This is a genomic window from Bacteroidia bacterium, from assembly GCA_016218155.1.
GTDB lineage: Bacteria > Bacteroidota > Bacteroidia > Bacteroidales > GWA2-32-17 > GWA2-32-17.
Map to the genome: position 1 here is coordinate 17796 of JACREQ010000040.1, position 19253 is coordinate 37048.

At 31.8% G+C, this 19253-nt stretch carries 15 protein-coding genes; 1 reads left to right on the forward strand and 14 read right to left on the reverse strand.

Annotated elements, in window-relative coordinates; translation table 11 throughout:
• The first annotated feature begins 23 nt into the window (after nt 1-23).
• A complete protein-coding gene (locus tag HY951_07250; GenBank protein MBI5539838.1) occupies nt 24-3419 on the forward strand; it encodes an efflux RND transporter permease subunit in 3396 nt (1131 codons plus the stop codon).
• 313 nt (nt 3420-3732) lie between these two features.
• On the opposite strand, the gene HY951_07255 is transcribed toward HY951_07250, so the two are convergent.
• The 14 genes from HY951_07255 to rimM all read right to left on the reverse strand — a co-directional run bounded on the left by HY951_07255 (nt 3733) and on the right by rimM (nt 19252).
• The gene (locus tag HY951_07255; protein ID MBI5539839.1) at nt 3733-4299 is read right to left on the reverse strand and encodes a hypothetical protein; all 567 of its coding nucleotides are present in this window, start codon (nt 4297-4299) and stop codon (nt 3733-3735) included.
• On the reverse strand, nt 4271-5098 hold the full coding sequence (locus HY951_07260; protein MBI5539840.1) for a metallophosphoesterase: 828 nt from the start codon (nt 5096-5098) through the stop codon (nt 4271-4273). Before HY951_07260 ends, HY951_07255 begins: the two co-directional genes overlap by 29 nt.
• A gap of 193 nt (nt 5099-5291) precedes the next feature.
• Entirely contained in the window at nt 5292-6296 is a 1005-nt protein-coding gene (locus HY951_07265; GenBank protein ID MBI5539841.1) for a DUF2971 domain-containing protein, read from the reverse strand.
• Between the two features lie 277 nt (nt 6297-6573).
• Nucleotides 6574-7911, reverse strand: a complete 1338-nt coding sequence (locus HY951_07270) for a T9SS type A sorting domain-containing protein (protein ID MBI5539842.1) — start codon at nt 7909-7911, stop codon at nt 6574-6576.
• A gap of 98 nt (nt 7912-8009) precedes the next feature.
• Nucleotides 8010-9599, reverse strand: coding sequence for a T9SS type A sorting domain-containing protein (locus HY951_07275; protein ID MBI5539843.1), 1590 nt, complete (start codon nt 9597-9599; stop codon nt 8010-8012).
• A 165-nt stretch (nt 9600-9764) separates the two neighbouring features.
• The gene (locus tag HY951_07280) at nt 9765-10328 is read right to left on the reverse strand and encodes a T9SS type A sorting domain-containing protein (protein MBI5539844.1); all 564 of its coding nucleotides are present in this window, start codon (nt 10326-10328) and stop codon (nt 9765-9767) included.
• A gap of 181 nt (nt 10329-10509) precedes the next feature.
• Nucleotides 10510-11220, reverse strand: coding sequence for a hypothetical protein (locus tag HY951_07285; protein MBI5539845.1), 711 nt, complete (start codon nt 11218-11220; stop codon nt 10510-10512).
• A gap of 6 nt (nt 11221-11226) precedes the next feature.
• The gene (locus tag HY951_07290; GenBank protein MBI5539846.1) at nt 11227-12417 is read right to left on the reverse strand and encodes a thiolase family protein; all 1191 of its coding nucleotides are present in this window, start codon (nt 12415-12417) and stop codon (nt 11227-11229) included.
• A gap of 254 nt (nt 12418-12671) precedes the next feature.
• Complete coding sequence (locus HY951_07295) at nt 12672-13409, reverse strand: SDR family oxidoreductase (protein MBI5539847.1); 738 nt, start codon at nt 13407-13409, stop codon at nt 12672-12674.
• Nucleotides 13410-13415: 6 nt separating this feature from the next.
• Nucleotides 13416-14354: an FAD binding domain-containing protein gene (locus tag HY951_07300; protein ID MBI5539848.1), complete on the reverse strand. Its 939-nt coding sequence runs from the start codon at nt 14352-14354 to the stop codon at nt 13416-13418.
• Nucleotides 14354-17155, reverse strand: coding sequence for a molybdopterin-dependent oxidoreductase (locus HY951_07305; protein ID MBI5539849.1), 2802 nt, complete (start codon nt 17153-17155; stop codon nt 14354-14356). The genes HY951_07300 and HY951_07305 overlap by 1 nt, the downstream gene beginning before the upstream one ends.
• A gap of 18 nt (nt 17156-17173) precedes the next feature.
• Complete coding sequence (locus HY951_07310) at nt 17174-17938, reverse strand: XdhC family protein (GenBank protein ID MBI5539850.1); 765 nt, start codon at nt 17936-17938, stop codon at nt 17174-17176.
• Between the two features lie 9 nt (nt 17939-17947).
• Nucleotides 17948-18541: an NTP transferase domain-containing protein gene (locus HY951_07315; GenBank protein ID MBI5539851.1), complete on the reverse strand. Its 594-nt coding sequence runs from the start codon at nt 18539-18541 to the stop codon at nt 17948-17950.
• A gap of 195 nt (nt 18542-18736) precedes the next feature.
• Complete coding sequence (gene rimM / locus HY951_07320; protein MBI5539852.1) at nt 18737-19252, reverse strand: 16S rRNA processing protein RimM; 516 nt, start codon at nt 19250-19252, stop codon at nt 18737-18739.
• Nucleotide 19253: the final 1 nt, after the last annotated feature.

Below are 19253 nucleotides of genomic sequence, written 5' to 3' on the forward strand. Positions count from 1 at the left end.
ATTATTTCTAACAAAGAATAAAAATGAAACTACATAAAACAAAAGAATTCGGACCTACCAGCTGGTCTATTGACAATAAGATGAGTATTTACGTGCTGGTTTTTATTATAAGCATTTTTGGAATCTGGAACTATAATACAATTCCCAAAGAACAGTTTCCGGAAATTGTAATACCAACGATTTTAGTAAATACTATTTATCCTGGTACTTCGCCAAATGATATGGAAAACCTTATATCAAGGCCAATTGAGAAAAACATTAAATCAATAAGCGGAGTAAAAAAAATTACCAGTAACAGTATTCAGGATTTTTCAACTATAGTTGTAGAATTTAACACAGGTATTGATGTTGCCGAGGCAAAACAAAAGGTAAAAGATGCAGTTGATAAAACCAAATCTTCACTTCCAAACGATTTACCTGCCGACCCTGCAGTAAGAGAAATTGACATTTCAGAGATTCCTATTATGTACCTCAATATCTCCGGAAACTATCCTCTGGATAAACTAAAAAAATATGCAGAACTTCTTCAGGACAGAATTGAATCATTAAAAGAAATAACACGTGTTGACATTGTTGGTGCATTATCCAGAGAAATTCAGATAAATGTTGATATGTACAAAATGCAAATGTCCGGTTGTACATTTTCTGATATAGAGAGAGCAATTTCTGTCGAAAATATGACAATCTCCGGAGGTACTATTGACTTGCAGGGAATGACACGCTCAATAAGAATTACAGGCGAGTTTAAAGATATTGAAACAATAAAAAATATTAATTTTAAGAGCAGTGCGGGTGCATTGTTAAAACTTAGTGATATTGCAGAAGTAAAAGATTCATTTAAAACACAGGAAAGCTTTGCACGTTTAAACAATGAAAATGTAATCACATTGAACATTGTTAAAAAAAGCGGTCAAAATCTTTTAGATGCAAGTGATCAGATTAAAGATATAATTGCTGACCTTCAAGAAGAAAAATTACCAGAAGATTTAACAATAACTATTTCGGGAGACCAATCACGTTTAACAAGAACAACACTTGCAGATTTGAACAACACTATTATTATTGGATTTATTCTGGTAACAATCATCCTTATGTTCTTCATGGGGCTTACCAATGCTGTTTTTGTAGGATTGGCAGTGCCACTTTCAATGGGAATTGCATATATTGTTATGCCAGGATTTGATTTTACAATGAATATGCTTGTAATGTTCTCGTTTATTTTTGCACTGGGAATTGTTGTTGATGATGCCATTGTGGTAATAGAAAATACTCACAGAATTTTCAATCAACATAATGGAAAAATGAGTATAGGCAAGGCTGCCAAGATTGCAGCCGGAGAAGTATTTGTTCCTATCCTTTCGGGTACGCTTACAACTATTGCTCCATTTTTCCCATTGTTATTCTGGCCAGGAACCGTAGGTAGTTTCATGTACTTTATTCCTGCAACTCTTATCATCACATTAACTGCATCCCTATTTGTAGCATACATCATAAATCCTGTATTTGCTGTTCGCTTTATGAAACATGAAAATGAAGAAGAAAAATTAAGCAGCAAAAAAATATTCAGGAATGCTCTGATTATAACTTGTGTATCATTACCTTTCTATATTTTTCAGGTTTGGGGTATTGGAAATTTCATAGTGTTTTTAGCACTTCTTTATATTTTTCATAACTTCTGGGGTCAGTTTATTTTACTCAGATTCCAAAAGAAAACAATTCCAAATATTCTTAAAAAATATGAAAATATTTTACACTGGTCATTAAAGAACAGACGTCCTTATTATTTAATGATTGGATTAGTTGTGCTGCTTTTTGCAACATTTGTTATAACCGGAATCAAAAAACCAAAAGTAGTTTTCTTCCCGGATAATGAACCAAACAATTTATTTGTATTAATTAAAATGCCTGTTGGAACAAGTGTAAAAGTTACTGATTCTGTTACAACAATCGTCGAGAAAAAAGTTTTTGAAGTTATTGGCAAACACAATCCTATTGTAGAATCTATTATTAGTAATGTTGCACTTGGTGCATCTAGTAATGCTTTTGATTTTGGAACGATAACCCCTAATCAGGGAAAAGTTACTGTAAACTTTGTTGACTTTGCAAAACGTCACGGAGAAAGTACTTCAAAATATATGGATTTATTAAGTAGATCTGTTAAAAATATTCCGGGTGCACAGATTTCTATTGAGAAACAAAAAATGGGACCTCCAACAGGTAAACCCGTTAATATTGAAATTAGTGGCGAAAATCTTGAAGAACTTATAGACGCCTCTGTACACTTTAAACGTTATCTTGATTCTTTAAACATACAAGGAATAGAATTATTGAAGTCTGATTTCGAACAAGGTAAACCTGAAATCATTATTGACATTGATCGCGAGAGAGCAAATAGTGAAGGCATTATGACAGGTCAGGTTGGTGGTGAACTTAGAACCGCTGTATATGGAAAAGAAATAACAAAATACCGTGAAGGCGAAGATCAATATCCTGTGCAGTTACGATATTCAGAAGAAACAAGAGAAAATATTGATAAACTTTTAAATCATCGCATCACTTATCGTGATATGAATAGCGGTATGCTTAGAAGTATTCCACTATCATCTGTTGCTAAAATCAGATATCAGAATTCTTTTGGAGGAATTAAAAGATATAATTTAAAACGCGTAATTACTCTATCATCAGACATTACTTCAGGGTATACTGCAAATGAAATTGTTGCTAAAATAAATAAAGCAATTCCTGGTTTCCAAAAAAGTGAAAACATTGAAATTAAATTAACAGGTGAGCAGGAAGATCAGGCTGAAACCATGGGATTCTTATCAAAAGCTATGGTATTAGCATTACTATTAATATTCTTTATTCTAATAACACAGTTTAACTCATTTGGAAAATCGGTTATCATTCTTTCAGAAGTAATATTCAGTATAATTGGAGTATTGTTAGGATTTATTATTTTTGATATGACAATCTCAATAATTATGACCGGATTAGGAGTTGTTGCTTTAGGTGGTATAGTTGTTAGAAATGGTATATTGTTAGTAGAATTTGCTGATGTTTTGAAAGAACGTGGATTAAAAACCCGCGATGCAATTATTCAGGCTGGTAAAACACGTATCACTCCGGTGTTACTTACTGCAAGTGCAACAATTATAGGACTTATACCTTTGGCTATCGGTCTAAACATTGACTTTGTAAGCTTATTCAGTAGTTTTGATCCTAAAATTCACCTTGGTGGGGATAATGTTACATTCTTTGGACCACTTGCATGGACTATTATATTTGGACTTACATTTGCTACTTTCTTAACATTAATTATGATACCAGTAATGTATTATTTAATGTACACTTCTAAAGTTAAAATTAAACGCGGAAAATCAAACAGAGCCGCAAGAAGATTACAAAGAGCAAAGATTTAACAACAAATAATAAGTTTTCATTAAAGTCATGTAAGTTTCCTTACATGACTTTTTTGTTTTGTAATAACAAATGCAATTTCTGGTATTTTATTTCAAAATATAATAAATAACGCGAGTTCGATATAATTTGTCATTCTGAACGTAGTGAAGAATCTATATTCTTGACAAATAAATACTTCGATCTTCAGCAACAGACAATCAATATGACATTAGCGTTATCTGTAAAGTGTATATAATAAACACGATATGCTTATATCGAACTTGCGTTAAATAGTAATACTTTGAACGTTTACACTTGATGTATTAATTTAATCTACTGTTCGCTTTTCACTTTAAAATGATAACCAATCATTATTAGTACTCCGGATGGATTAACTTTCTCCATAACGGGTGGAATAAGTAGATTATATGTAAGAGTTAATGATAACTGACTTTTGTTCTTACAAATTGCACGAATACCTGTGCCGAGATGAAAACCATAAGTAAAAGAATAAATTGGTTTATCCATAAAAACATTATGATCTGCTTTACCAAGAAAAGTAAAGCCCGAAGAAAAAACAGGAAACACTTTAGTGTCTGGATTAGCTGCAGTGTAATTCATACTAAACAGGAGTGGAACCATATACAAATAATGATGATTCTCATTATAGTCTTTTGATTTGAAGGAGAAACCCGGAATTACTTCCATACACAGTTTATTGCGTTGCCAAACAGGTATTCCAAACTGAATAGTTGGAGCAACCCTGTATATCTCACTTGCAGCCATTCCAGTAAAGTCATATATTCCTGCACGTATAGATACATTCTGGGCATACAAGGAACCAACCGGAAAAAATGCTCCGATACAAATACTATAAATCAAAATCTTCAATTTCTTCATTAAAAAGTCCAATTGTTTTTATATTTATTCTTAAGGGATTACTAAAGAATGAAACTTTAATAAAGTGGTTATATTCTCCACCGTAACCTTTATCTAGTGAAGCTCCTGCCCCACCTGTAGTGATATAACATAATCCATCTTTATAATGTTTATGAAACATATGTTCATGCCCTGAAAATATTGCTTTTACTTTCGGGTGATTGAGAAACATCTGATGAAGCGAATCATTGTTATGAAGTGGAAATTGCACCTGTGCTCCTTGTGGGTACAAAGGTTTATGCATAAAAATAAAAACATATGGAATACTTGTATCATTTGTTGCAGTATCCAGTTGATTATGCAACCATGCCATTTGTGTTCCTGCAATTGAATTTTCTTCACCGGTAACATCACAATCGAGCACAATGCAAGTTGCTTTACCTATGTAATTAACATAATACAGATTATTGCCGGGAATATGTCCCCATGTATGCAAAAACTCTTCTGCAGCTGATCCAAAACCCTCATGATTACCACGTGCAATAAACAAGGGCATTTTTTCAGTAACCGGCTCAGAATATTTCCAGAAGTTTATCCACTCCGCTTCGTTACCGGCACGCAGCATAATATCTCCGCAGCAAAACATTGCTTTTGGGGTTGGAATAATTTCACCCATTTCTTTTGCAAGCACACTGTAAACACCCAATCCCTGTTGTGGATCGCTGCACACAACAAATGACCAGTCTTCGCCATCACTTTTCTTTTCTTCTTTTTTGCAACTTTCAAAAAAAGAAATAACAATACAAAATATAATTAACACCGGCCATATAGGTTTTACTATATTCAATAGTTTTATTTAAATAAATAATTAAATCAAATGTATAAAATTATTTAATAGAATATAATACGATTAATAATAGATAATACTAATCTTCTCGTTGCAAAAGTGACTATGTTGCCAATTTACTACCAACCGTCCAAATGGTTTTGTATTGTGTTAGCTGTTGGATGTATTAATATTCTGATTCAACAATATATTCTTTACCTTTTTTTACACAAATCAATTTCATGTTTGAAACTTTCAAGTTATATGTATTGTTTTCTTCAATAGTCATTTCATTTGTTTTAATTTTATTTTCAATTAAAAAGTCAAGAATTTGTATTTTAAATTTGTCATTTACATTTTCGTTTGGTCTAAGTTCAAAAAATCTTTTCCCTTTACCTAAATATTTATTAGTCAGATTTCCCTTAAAAAACTTATAACCAAGAATAATGGAATTAATTTTTTCAAAACCATAATTAATTTTCCTTTTCTCTAAACTATGATTTGGCAAATCATAATCAGGAATTGACATATTTTCTCTATTTAAAATAAATCTCCACTCTTTTTCATGTAGCCAACGATTAGATTTAACATTAGTTACGTATAAGAGATTTTCTTTTTCCATCTCCACACTTTCAGGGGAAATTGTAATATAACTTTCACTGTAATTTATAGGAAAAGGACCTATTATTTCGTTATTATTATTAAATAAACTATTATTAAAATCTATAACAAAGCCTTCATGATTAGTATAATATGACCACATTAACAAATCATTGTCAATTTCTGATAAAGATAAGATGCCACAATCTTTAAAAAGAAGATTCCAATAAATATTTAGAGTAATATCAAGAAGTTCTTCTTTATTTTCAAATAATGTATGTTTAACAAAATTCTCAAGTTGATCATTAGTTTTTGGTGAATCTGGGAAAACATAATGATTACTTTTTATCATTAAATTAATAAATTGACTTTCTGAAAATTTATTTAAACTAATTAATCTTCGACAAGAATCAAATGGGTCGTTTAGAATTAATGGATGTGAAAAAAATAAATAACTATTTATCAATGCATTTACATTATATTCTGTTAAACTAAAATATTTAATAAAAGAATTAGGTAAAACAATTTTTCTATTAGGAATAATACTTCCATTTTGATTGTCACAAAAATATTCCCAGTCATTAAACTTCATTTTGATATAATTTTTTCGCACACCTTGCCGCTAACACTTATAAATTCAAATTAATAACTAATATATTTATTGTATCTAAACCATAAAAATAGCAAGTATTAACATTAAATCAAAATGTTATTAAACAAATAATTAATACAATTAAGTATTTTAATTACTCGTGATTTTCTCCTCTTCCATGGTTCGTGTGTTCTCGAATCTAAGTTGAATATTAAATATGACCTAACAAAATTTACAAATTAAATTTATAAAAAACTTAGTTAAAATTGCGTTTCAATTAATCTTTAACACAACGACAACTAAAACCACTCTCCACTGCATAGCTAGAGCGCCCAACAACAGTAAGGCTATAATTCAATGCATGAACCCAGGCCATAAAAAATGGCTCTGTTGATGTCCAAAAATATGCACTTTGACCAAAATCTTCGAAAACTCCATTCCATGTATCTCCTCCCGGAAGACCGGAAAAACCGGTTAAATTTGTTGCACCTGAATTAGGAGCCCACCAATAAGATGTACATGTCTCTTTTAAGTTGCCACCTTCGTCTGTTCCAAGCAAACTTATTGTTGAAGTATTGTAAGGGAAAGCACCGGGATTGATACCAGAATTTCTTTCTAAAGTTGTCCACTCATAATGAGATGGGATATGCCAACCATTAGGGCAAAGTCCTTTTACGGGATTTGTACATTTGTCATTAGGCGGAGCACCTGTACCATTACATTGTATAGCTCCTTGCATAAGATTTGCCCACTCATATAAACCTCCCATAGGACAATTTGGATCGGCTTGCCCATATACGTCCATACAAAATTTTGTTCCAGATACCTGAGGACTGGTAACCGGTACATAAGTACCGGCATTCAAATTTTCAGCCATCCACCATTGGTTTCCTATTTGTACTATAGAATAGCTATTACCATTGGAATCAGTACAAGGCATAAAAGTAAAATTTACTGTTTGACTATTGTTAGGAACAAGCATTACTATGGTGCGGAATACGCCCGATTTTCCTGTCAGTTTTAAAAGATCACCAACGGTATATTGCATGTCTATTATTGCTTTTTCACTTTTTAAGCTCTTTGGCATCTCTGTTAACATTTTGTCAGGAATTGTTTCGACACGCTTTATTTCAGGGTTAGCAAGAACTTTATTTACACTTACAATTTTAGAATTAAAACAATATGTTTCAGATTCAACCTTTAGTAAATATACACCTTCACTTATTCCACTTAGTTTGTAAATATGATGCCCCTTTGTTAATAATTCCTGAACTTGAATAATTTTATTTCCGGCTAAATTATATAATCCTACAGTTGCTTTTCCAATTGATTTTGACTCAATTTCAATATAACAAAGATCAGACATAGGATTCGGATAAGTAAAAAGCTTAATTTCTGTTCCTGTATTCACTTCATTAATTCCAACTTCAGCAACAAGGTGCAATATATTACTTCCTGCAATATTTATACTTTTACATTGTGTTAAGTTTTCTACATTTACAGAGTCAACAAAAGTACTTGATCCTGAACCCATAAAATCAATCTGATAATCCTGAGCATTAATAACAGAACTAACAAATAGTGTAATAATAAATGTAAATATTTTTGATCTCATATTGTTTCAGCATATTATCGTTTATATTTTTATTAATGTTAAATGTATAAAGTTGCCCATAACTGCTCGTTGTTGTCATTGATGGTGTTATAGATGCTCTATTGTATGATTATTTTTCCTATTTCAACTGTTTTTGAATCGGAAATAATATGATAAATATATACTCCACTTACAAGATTGTCACGTGTAATTTGGGATTCTGGTTTGGTAAGTGGAATTTGCTTAACTTTTTGTCCAAAGACATTAAATAACTCAAGTGTGGCATATTTAATTACACTTTCTGTTTTAATTGTAGCTGAGAAGGAGAATGGATTAGGATAAATGTTCCACAATTTGTCTATTTCTTGAATTGAAGGCACTGATACCGGCAAACAAATATTTTTTGTATAAAAATTACGACTAACAGCATTCCATGGTATTTGAGTTGATTGAAAATTAATATTTTCGAGAGTAGAAGCAATCGATATTTGAAATGTTTGATTTATAATTGATGGTGTCCAAGAAACATTAGAGCAAGTTGTATTACCAAGTGAATCAGTTTTTACTAAATGAATTTTTGAACTATCATTATTAGAACCGGTAGCCCATGTCTGCCCAGTAAACACAAAGCCACTATCATTAATTTGAATAGCATTTGCAGGATGTTCTGCCCAAGAAGTGCCATAAGCTTTAGACCAAGAAACAGAGCCGTCAGGCTTTATTTTAATTAAGCATGCATCATCGTCCCCATTACCAACACTATTTGTTTGACCACATATTATGACACCGCCGTCACTAGTTTTTGAGATAGATCGACAATTATCGGTATAAGTACCACCGTAGCATTTATTCCAAATACAATTGCCTGTACTGTTAAGTTTAAAGACACCTATATCCTCTGACTGCGCGACGGTATTGGGATTACTAAAAGCATAATTTACAAAAATATCTCCAAATTTATTTTCTGTGATTGAGTAACCAACCAAACCACTGTATGTAGGGGTTGGAGTATAACGATTAGACCAAAGAACATTGCCTGATGAAGATATTTTCCAAACATCAATACCATAAGAAGACCCATGTCCGCAAACCACCACGTCTCCTGTCGTTGTCGATGTGATATCTAATGGCCACCAATCTCCCTGAGGGTCCCAATCAGGTGCCCATTTAATCCAATTAACACTTCCTGCACTGTCAATCTTCATTATTGCGATACCCACATTGCTTGATGTATTATTCACAGCAAAGCCGGAAACATAAAAGCCATTTTCATTATCTGCACTAAGTTTATAAAATTCCTCATATAAGACATTACCATAGGATTTTGCCCATAAGGTATTTCCTGAACTATCAGTTTTCATTACAAAACCATCATATGAACCTGAACCAAAACTAAGTGTTGAACCACACATTACTAATTTTCTATCTGCAAGTTCAATAACATCAAAAATAATATCAATATTAACACCTTCATAATCCTTTACCCATAGAATAATTCCAGAAGCATTAACTTTCATCATAAAGGCGTTTCCAGAAGAACCAAATCCATTAGTTTGTCCAACTATAATAAAATTACCATCATCTGTTTGGATGACTTTTTTTGCTCTGTCAAAATATGAAGAACCATAACGGAAATTAAAATTTGTCTGAGCAAATAGAATTTGTGTAAGAAATAAAAATATAATGGATAATAATAATAATTTTTTCATATTGTCAATTTTTGTTTTAAGGGTTGCTAACGGTTGAAGTTACGGAACGACGAGCATTTGCTTGCAGTCAGCGTCAAACCGCTAAGAATATTATTTAATGTTATAGTTGCCAAGTTGCACATTACTGCTCGTTGTTTTCGTAGGTGGTGTTATGGGCTGTAATTTCTATTCTTTAATTAAAGTCTTAAAGTAAGTTTTATGGTCTGAAGTCAATTTAACAACATACACGCCTTTGTTAAATTTACTGATGTCACATTGCTTGTCACTTATAATTATTTCTTTAAGCAGAATTTTGCCATTTAAATCGAAAAATTCTGCAACTGCATTTGAAAGAGAAGTCTTAATGTAAACTTTATCGATTGCGGGATTCGGAGTAATCAGCCAATTTGTATTTTTTACATTTTCGATTCCATTACACAATGAAACATACATATCTCCTGATGTTGTCACTGAAGTGTCAGGATATTGAATTACTGTCAAAGAAATTGTGATAGTTCCTGCAATTGGAAAACTAACCTGAATTGGTCCTTGTCCACTTCCACTAACTATTTGTCCTGAACCAAAATCCCATATATATATTGCAGAAGGTGAGGCGTTACCAGTATAAACTACGGTAGTAATTTGATTTGTGCATACATATTCACTCGGCACAGCAAAATAGGATGTAGGTGCTTGACCAAAAGAAAATGTTGCAGTTGCAAGTAAGAAAAGTAATATTAAATTTCTCATATTATTTTTAGATTATGTGGTTAAAACAATATTATACGATTCACTATTTCTTATTATAGCCCATAACACATATTTATTCCCAATTAATTACTAATATATTTATTGTATCTATACTATAAAAATAGCAAGTATTAGCATTAAATCAAAATGTTATTAAGCATAATACCTATCATAAAAAGATTTATTTATATAACCCAGTAAAATCAAACGCTTGTTCTAATAGCCAGTTTTTATATTCTTTGTTACTTACAGTAATATTTTGCATACATGAATTTATCTGTTCTTTAGAAATATTTTCTTTGTAGGTTATACAAATATCTGAAATTTGTTTTTCGATATCACCATATTTAACAATGTTCAGAGATTTATAATTATCATTGATACCAGTCAATAAATACCATTCTGCATATCCATATATTCGTTCAGACATATGATAGTACATTGTTCCACCTTGCGAAACACATTGGAAAGTACTATTAACACTGTTAAATATATTTTGCAAAGCTATTCTTAACGTATCAGAATCAACAAATTTTTTATCTACCTCTTTCCTTAAAACCATTGAATATATTTTATAAAATTCATCCTGTCCTGCTTCGCTTGTAAATCCATTTATATCAAGCTGCTCTTCACAACTTAATAAACAAAGTGCATATAAACTATCAGGATTATAAATTTTACAAGAATCAACATTCAAATAAGGTATAGCATTTTGAATTTCCTGCATTTGCTTTTCAGTTAATCTTATTATCTGCCCTGTGTCAGAGTCGTAATATCTAAAAAAATATCCTGAACTATCTTCATTAATTTTTATAGTTTTTTCTTTAATCTGATTACATGAAACAGATAAAATAAGAACAAATAACATTATAATATGAAATAGACTTTTCATATACAATTACAATTCTCTTTTAATTACCATTGCAGTTGTTACACCGCCACCGCCACAAATACTGGCAACACAAAATGTTTTATCAAGATTTTTTAAAGCATAATAACCTGTAACTAGAATTCTTGCTCCGCTGATTCCGGTTGGATGTCCCAATGCTATAGCACCACCATTAACATTTAGCTTATTGTTATCAATTTTCAATACTTTTTGGTTTGATAAAACCTGAATAGCAAAAGCTTCATTAATTTCAACCAAATCCATATCACTTAATTCCATCTTTGCATTTTTTAATGCCAATGGAATAGAATATGAAGGACCCTCGCCCATAACATTAGGCTCAACAGAAGTCTGAGCAAATGACACTATTGAAAATAATGGTTTAACTCCTAATTCAGTTGCTTTTTGTCTAGATGTTACAATTAACGCAGTGGCACCATCACTCAAGCCACATGAATTTCCAGCTGAAACAGTTCCACCTTTTCTGAAAGCAGGAGGAATTTTCGCCATCTTTTCAATATTTATCTCATGGCGAATAGTTTCATCTTTATCAAAAGTAATTGCATTAGTGTGTTTTGTTGCAGGAATTTCAACCGGTACAATTTCATCATTAAATCGTCCGCTCTTTTGTGCAGCAGAAGCTTTCAAATGGCTTTGCACTGCATACTCATCCTGCTCTTCTCTTGAAATTTTATATTTATCATAAAGATTTTCCGCTGTGTCACCCATGCCCATTCCAATTAATGGATCAATGCTATCACTCCAGCCATCTTCAATAGTTTTATTACCCATTTTAAAACCTTCCCACCTTGCACCTTTCAACAAATAAGGAATAGAGCTCATATTATCAAATCCACCTGCTAAAACAATCTCAGCTTCACCCAGACGAATAGCCTGAGATGCAAAGGCAACAGATCTCATTCCTGATGGACACGCCATATTTAAGGAGATTGCAGGAACTAATGGATTTATTCCACCTCTAACGGCCGCAGTACGCGCAGGGTTAGGTCCATTACCAGCCTGACGACAGCTCCCAAGAATTACATCATCAATCTGACTTCCTATTAAGCCTGCTCTTTGCAAAGCTCCTTTTATTACAACAGCACCTAAATCATAAGATTCAATATCTCTTAAAGATCCGCCAAATTTACCCATTGCTGTTCTGCAAGCAGAAATAACAACTATATCATTTAAATTCATTTTCGTTTATTTTTAAATGCCACAAAAACACTAAATCACAAAATCTCACTAAAACTATTTTAATAACTTAATAACCAAATAACTCTTTTGCCACAAAAACTCAAAATCACAAAAACTCACTAAATATTTTTAATAACTTAATAACCTATGAACTCTTTTTGCCACAAAAAACACTAAATCGCAAAATCTCACTAAAACCATTTTAATAACTTAATAACTCTATAACCTATTAACTTTTAAAACTTAATAACTTTTCAAATATACTGTCCTCCATCAACTTTTAAAACGTCTCCTGTAATATGTTTTGCAAGCTCACTGCACAAAAAAGCAACAGCATTTGCAATATCTTCAGGCTGTCCAATTCTTCCTAATGTTATATCTGCCATTGCCTGAATTCTTACACTTTCATCAGCATTTTTCATCATTTCTGTTTCAATTAACCCTGGAGCAACTGCATTTACATTTACATTATATTTTCCAAGTTCCTTTGCAACAGTTTTTGTTAAGCCTATAATACCTGATTTTGCTGCAGAATAATTTGCTTGACCGAATTTTCCGCGCATACCATTAATTGATGTAATATTTACAATCTTACCTGATTGTTGTTCGCGAAATATTGGAGAAACTGCTCGTATGTAATTAAAAAAACCTTTAAGATTAATATCAACCACGTTATCCCACTGTTCTTCTGTCATCTTCCATATTACGCCATCCTTATTTATTCCTGCATTATTGACAAGGATATCTATTCTTCCAAATTCTTTAACAACGTTCTCCACTGCAGTTTGTGCATCATTAAATTTAGAAACGTCAGCACGAATAAAAATTGCTTTTCTTCCCAGTTTTTCTATTTCTGAAATTATTGCATTTGCTTCTTCTTTCCAATCTACAATTGCAATATTCGCACCGTATTCGGCGAGTTTTAAAGCTATTGCAGCACCTATACCGGCACTACCACCTGTAACAATTGCAGTTTTATTTTCTAAATTCATTTTCATTTATTTTAATAAAGATAACTCTTTAAAACTTCTTTGTAAAAATACAGAAATCATTTCTTTTCTGTATGATCTCGAATAAACATCATTATCTACAATTCTAGTATTAGAAATTAAAGCATTAAGTATTTCATTAAAATCATCTGTAACATTACCATTAAAAATAATTGGTTTAGCATGTACAGCACCTAATACAATTTTAAGTTTACCTATTTTATTTATTGTTACAGCAGTTGACATAGAACTGAATTCTAAAGTCTCACGCTGTCGCAGTTTTTTAAATACAGATTTATATTGATTATTAAGCGGAATATGAATTGACTTAACAATAGCTAGTTTGCTTAACTTAACAGGTATTATACCATCGCCGGAATAAATTTCTTCAATTGGAATTATTGATAATTTATTATCATCAAAAACTTCAATACTGGCATTCATGCTTATTAAAACAACAGCAGTATCAGAAACAAATTTCGCAAAACAATTTTTATTTCCACCTGAGGCTATGCAAACATTACCATTACATTTTAAGCAATGTCCAGCAGCTTCTCTCCACCATTCACTTTGATTGTAAAAAACACATCTGTTTTCGCAAAGTAAATTACCGCCTATAGTTGCAGTTTTTCTTATAACCGGTGAAGCAACTAAATTTGCAGCCTCAAGTAAAGCAGGAAAATTATCAGTAATTACTTTATAATTTTTCAAATCATCTAAACGAACTAAAGCACCTATTTCTATATGGTTTTCTTTTGTAACAACTTGCTTTAATTCTGCTATTCCACTAATGTCAATCAAACAATCGGCATTATCATTTCCCTGAAATTTATTTACTATTACGTCTGTTCCGCCAGCAATATAACGAAAACCAGATAGACATTTCTTTGCTTCAAAAAATGCATGGTCAATAGTTAAAGCTGTGATGTATGTTTTTTCTGTTATCATTACGCAATAGTTTTTTCTTTTAACAATTTATTCTCCTTCATTTGCTTTAAAATATCCTCGGCAGTTATTGGCAATTTGGTAATTCTTACGCCAACTGCATTAAAAATAGCATTTGCTATTGCAGGAATTACAGGATGAATAGCTCCCTCACCTGCTTCTTTTGCTCCAAACGGACCTTCAGGATCAATTGTTTCTATAATGTTAGCATGAATATCAGGAGTATCAAGTGAAGTTGGAATTTTATAATCAAGGAAATTATTATTTAACAATAAACCTTTATAATATTTCATTTGTTCGCTTATTGCCTGCCCCACTCCCATATGCCACGAGCCTTCTAACTGACCTTCAACTGCCATTGGGTTTAAAGCTTTTCCACAATCATGCGCTCCCCATACGTTTAAAACTTTTACAAAACCTGTTTCAGTATCAACATTCACTTCAGCAACACAAGATCCAAAAGTATATGACGGACTTAAACCAGCTCCTGCACCTTTAAAATCGCCACCCAGTTTTGGAGAAATATATTTTCCACTAACACAGACAGCTCCGCGTTTAGCAGTTAAAATATCTACCACTTCAATCCATGATAAATCGACAGTTTTGTCATTACTAAAAACTCTACCACCTACAAAATTTAGTTCTTCTTTAGAAATATTTTTTTGATTTGTTACAGATTCAATTATTTCTTTCTTTAAATTCCCAGCAGCATCCTTTGCTGCATTACCTGCCATAAAAGTTACCCTGCTTGAATAACTACCAAAATCAACAGGAGTAAGTAAAGTGTCAGCAGCTAAAACGAATATTTTATCTAAACTAATTCCTAAAACTTCAGAAACAATTATTGCAAGCATTGTATCACTTCCCTGACCAATATCACTTGAACCAGATGTTACTAACACTCTGCCATCAAAATCAAGTTTTAAATGAACTACTGATTGAGGTAATTCATTCCATATAATTGGAAGTGCACTTCCACTAATAAAAAAGCCACAAGCAGCACCTAATCCATGCCCGGTTACTAATTTACCAATTCGTTTTTTCCATTCAGATTGCTCCATTACTTTTAATAAAGCCTCTCGACTACCATTTGAAGTAATTCTATATTGACCAACTGTTAAAGTATTTGAATCAAGGAAATTTTTCAATCTTAATTCACATGGATCAACTTTAATTTTGTGAGCTAAATCATCAATTATTGATTCAACTGCAAAACGGGAATTTACAGCACCATGCCCGCGCATAGCACCGCACTGAGGCTTGTTTGTATAAACCCTGTAAGTTTTAAAACCAAAATTATTTAATTTATAAGGTGCCTGTAACAACACACCATTATAATAAGAAGTTACAACACCAAAACTTCCATAAGCGCCACCATCAATCGCAACATCAGCATCAAGAACTTTGAATTCACCATCATTTGAAATACCCATTTCAACAGTCATTTTTGATGGATGCCTGCCATGATTTGTTAAGAATACTTCTTCACGTGTTAATCTAACCCTTACCGGTCTTCCTGTTTTTCTAGCTAAATGCGAAACAATAATCTCATGTGGAAAAGGATCACTTTTACCTCCGAAGCCACCACCTAAATATGGTTTAATAACCCTAACTCTACTTAAGGGGACTTCCATTACTTTTGCCAATGCACGATGCAAATAATGAGGAACCTGAGTTGCTGTAGTTATTGTTAAACCATTCTCATCCCAATAAGCAGTTGCAGCATGAGGTTCAGTAAAACCATGATTTATTCCCTCAAATTCAAAAAACATTTTTGATGTTACATCAGCTTCTTTTATTCCTTGTTGCTGATCACCAAACCGAAGTTCTGCTTTCTTATGAATATTGTTATTGAATTTTCCATATTCATGAATTTTTTCATTTTCGCCAACATCATAAAGTGATTCATCAATCTCTAAAAATTCTTTTAATGGAATATATTTTACTTTAATAAGTTTACATGCCTGTTCTGCAATTTCTTCGCTATCAGCTGCAACAGCTGCAACTATTTCGCCTTCATAACGAACCTTATTAACTGCAATTGCATTTTCATCCTGAGAAATTGGAAGCACTCCAAATGTTATTGGCAATTCTTTTCCAATCGCAACATAATGCACACCTTCAAGTCTTAATGCTTCTGAAGTATCAATACTTTCAATTTTAGCATGAGAATATGTACTACGTAATAACTTACAATGCAATGCATTTCTTGTGTAAATATCATCAGCATATTCTGCAGCACCTCTTACTTTTTTCTCTGCTTCAATATATGGTCGTGATATACCCACAGCCCCATTTAAATTATCATTTATTTTTGATTTAGAATTTTCTATTTCCAAAGCATGTTCGGCAACTGCATCAATTATTTTTTTATATCCTGTACATCTGCATAAATTTCCTGAGATCCCTTCCTTTATCTGATTTCTGACAGCTTCCATTCCTGCCTTTAAATCAAGATTTGGAATTAAACATATTGCAGTCATTACCATGCCCGGTGTACAAAAGCCACATTGAATTGCACCTTTTTCTACAAATTTTTCCTGTAGTTTATGCAATTTTCCATCAACAGCAAGAGCTTCAATTGTCGTTATTTCTGTATTGTTACAACGAAGTGCAGGAGTTATACAACTAAGAACAGGTTCATTATTAACTAAAACAGTACAAGCGCCACAACTTCCCTGCTCACAACCAATTTTAGTTCCGGTTAATCCAACTTTATCCCTAATTACTGATGAAAGTAATTCATGTTCGTTAATTAAAACTTCAAATTGCTTTCCATTAATTTTTATACTTAGTTGTTTCATTAATTTTCTTTAACAATTTTAGTGCAATGTGTTTTTTTCTTTAATAAGTTTTGCGATAATACTTATGGCTATTTCATCAGCAGTTTCAGCATTGATATCAATACCCATTGGCATATCAACTTTTTCAAGTTGTTCTTTTGTAGAAATTCCTTCTGACTGGAACATTTCATAGGTTCGTGCAATCTTGGTTTTACTACCAATCATACCTAAATAAAAATGCGGTTGTTTCATACAAAAAGCTAACACCTCTCTATCGATAGCATGATCAAACGTTGTTATAATAATGAATGTATTATTATCATATGATAGAGTTGGAAGAACCTGAGTAAAAGGTGCAATAATTTTCTCAACCCCATCAAATGCCCATTCGTTAAAAATGCCTTCACGACTATCAATCACAGTAATATCAAAATCTAAATCAAGTGAATGTTTAACTATTGCTTTACCTACGTGTCCTGCCCCAAACAAAAACATTTTTTTCTTTTGCATAATTGGTTCTATAAATATTTCTAATGATCCACCACAACACATTTCATGCTGAGCCTTTAGTTCATGCTTAAATAATTTTGGTTCTTTTGCCTTAATAACAACAAGTGCATTTTTAATTGTAGCTTCCTCTAGATGCCCACCACCAATAGTTCCGAAAATACTTCCATCTTCATAAACTATCATCTTTGCACCCGCTTTTAATGGTGTAGAACCAACAGTAGAAACTATTGTACATAACGCAGTCCTATTATTCGACTTTAAAATTTCAGATATTTTATTATATATATTGTTCATTTTTTCTAATCAGGAATTAAAATAATAATTATAGTCTTCGGGAGTATTTATATTAATAAGTATATCTTTATTAGGAATCTCTAATTTATAGCTTTTATAATCTGACAAAAACTCTTTTAAATTTGCACTTTGTTTTTGATATTTTTTCAAATCAGATATTATACTTTCTGGCAATAAAATAGGATGCCCGCCTTTACCCTTATAGCTTGGTATTATATATTGATCAGGCAAATTCTCAGAATAAACATAAGTCAGAATATCCTTTGTTATAAATGGATTATCTGCATCCTGTAAAAAACAGAAATCACAATCCTGCATTTTCTGAAAACCAAGTTTTGCAGAATGAAATCTTTCAAGTTCTATGTTTTCATTAATTACTATTGTAACATTATCAACTTGAAATTTTCTAATAGCTTCAACACATTCAGTATTTACAACTATTATAATATCATCACAACCAAATTTCTGATAACTGGATATAATTTTTTCTATAAATGTTATGTTTTTATCAAACTTCAAAAAAGGTTTAGGAGCATTCATTCTTGTAGAATTTCCTGCAGCTAATATCAGAGCATTCACTTTTTTGTTTTTCTCAACTTTCATTATCTGACAAAAAATAAAATTACAAAATACTGAAAGCCTTAACAATAAATCCTTAATTAGTTAAAAGGCTAACAGACAAAGATAATATTATTAAGTAAAAAAAGAAATATAAAAGTCATGGTTTAGGGGAATAAGTGCCTTAATTAATTAAAGTACTTAGAGTATCTAAAGTTTAAAAATTGATCTATATTTTTTTTATAAGTCAACAAGTCCATCCTGAACATCCAAAGTAATTTGCTTCTTGGACTTATTAAAATCAATTAAAACATGCTCATTAAATGGTATAAGAATTTCTTTATTCCCAAACATTACTGTTACAAGAAAATTTCCTGGAATATCCATAAAGTCGATAATTTTACCAAGATTTACCCCATCCTGATTTAAAACTGAAAATCCAATTAAATCAGAAGTTGAGAATTCTACCTTAGGAGCTTTGGATTTATTTTTTTCGATAAAAACATTGCAGTCGACAAATCTTACTGCTTTATTTTTGTTATCTATAAAAGAAAGTTTTACAATAATTGTCTGATTTGAAGAAACTGTATATTCTTCAATAAAAAACGGAACCAATAATCCTTCTATTTCAAGGAATATTGATTCCGCTAATTCGTAACTGTCAGAAATCTCAAATACCGTTTTTATAAGTAGTTCGCCTTTTACACCGTGCGTTTTCAGCACAATGCCGAACTCACGGCATTTTTCTCTGAACATA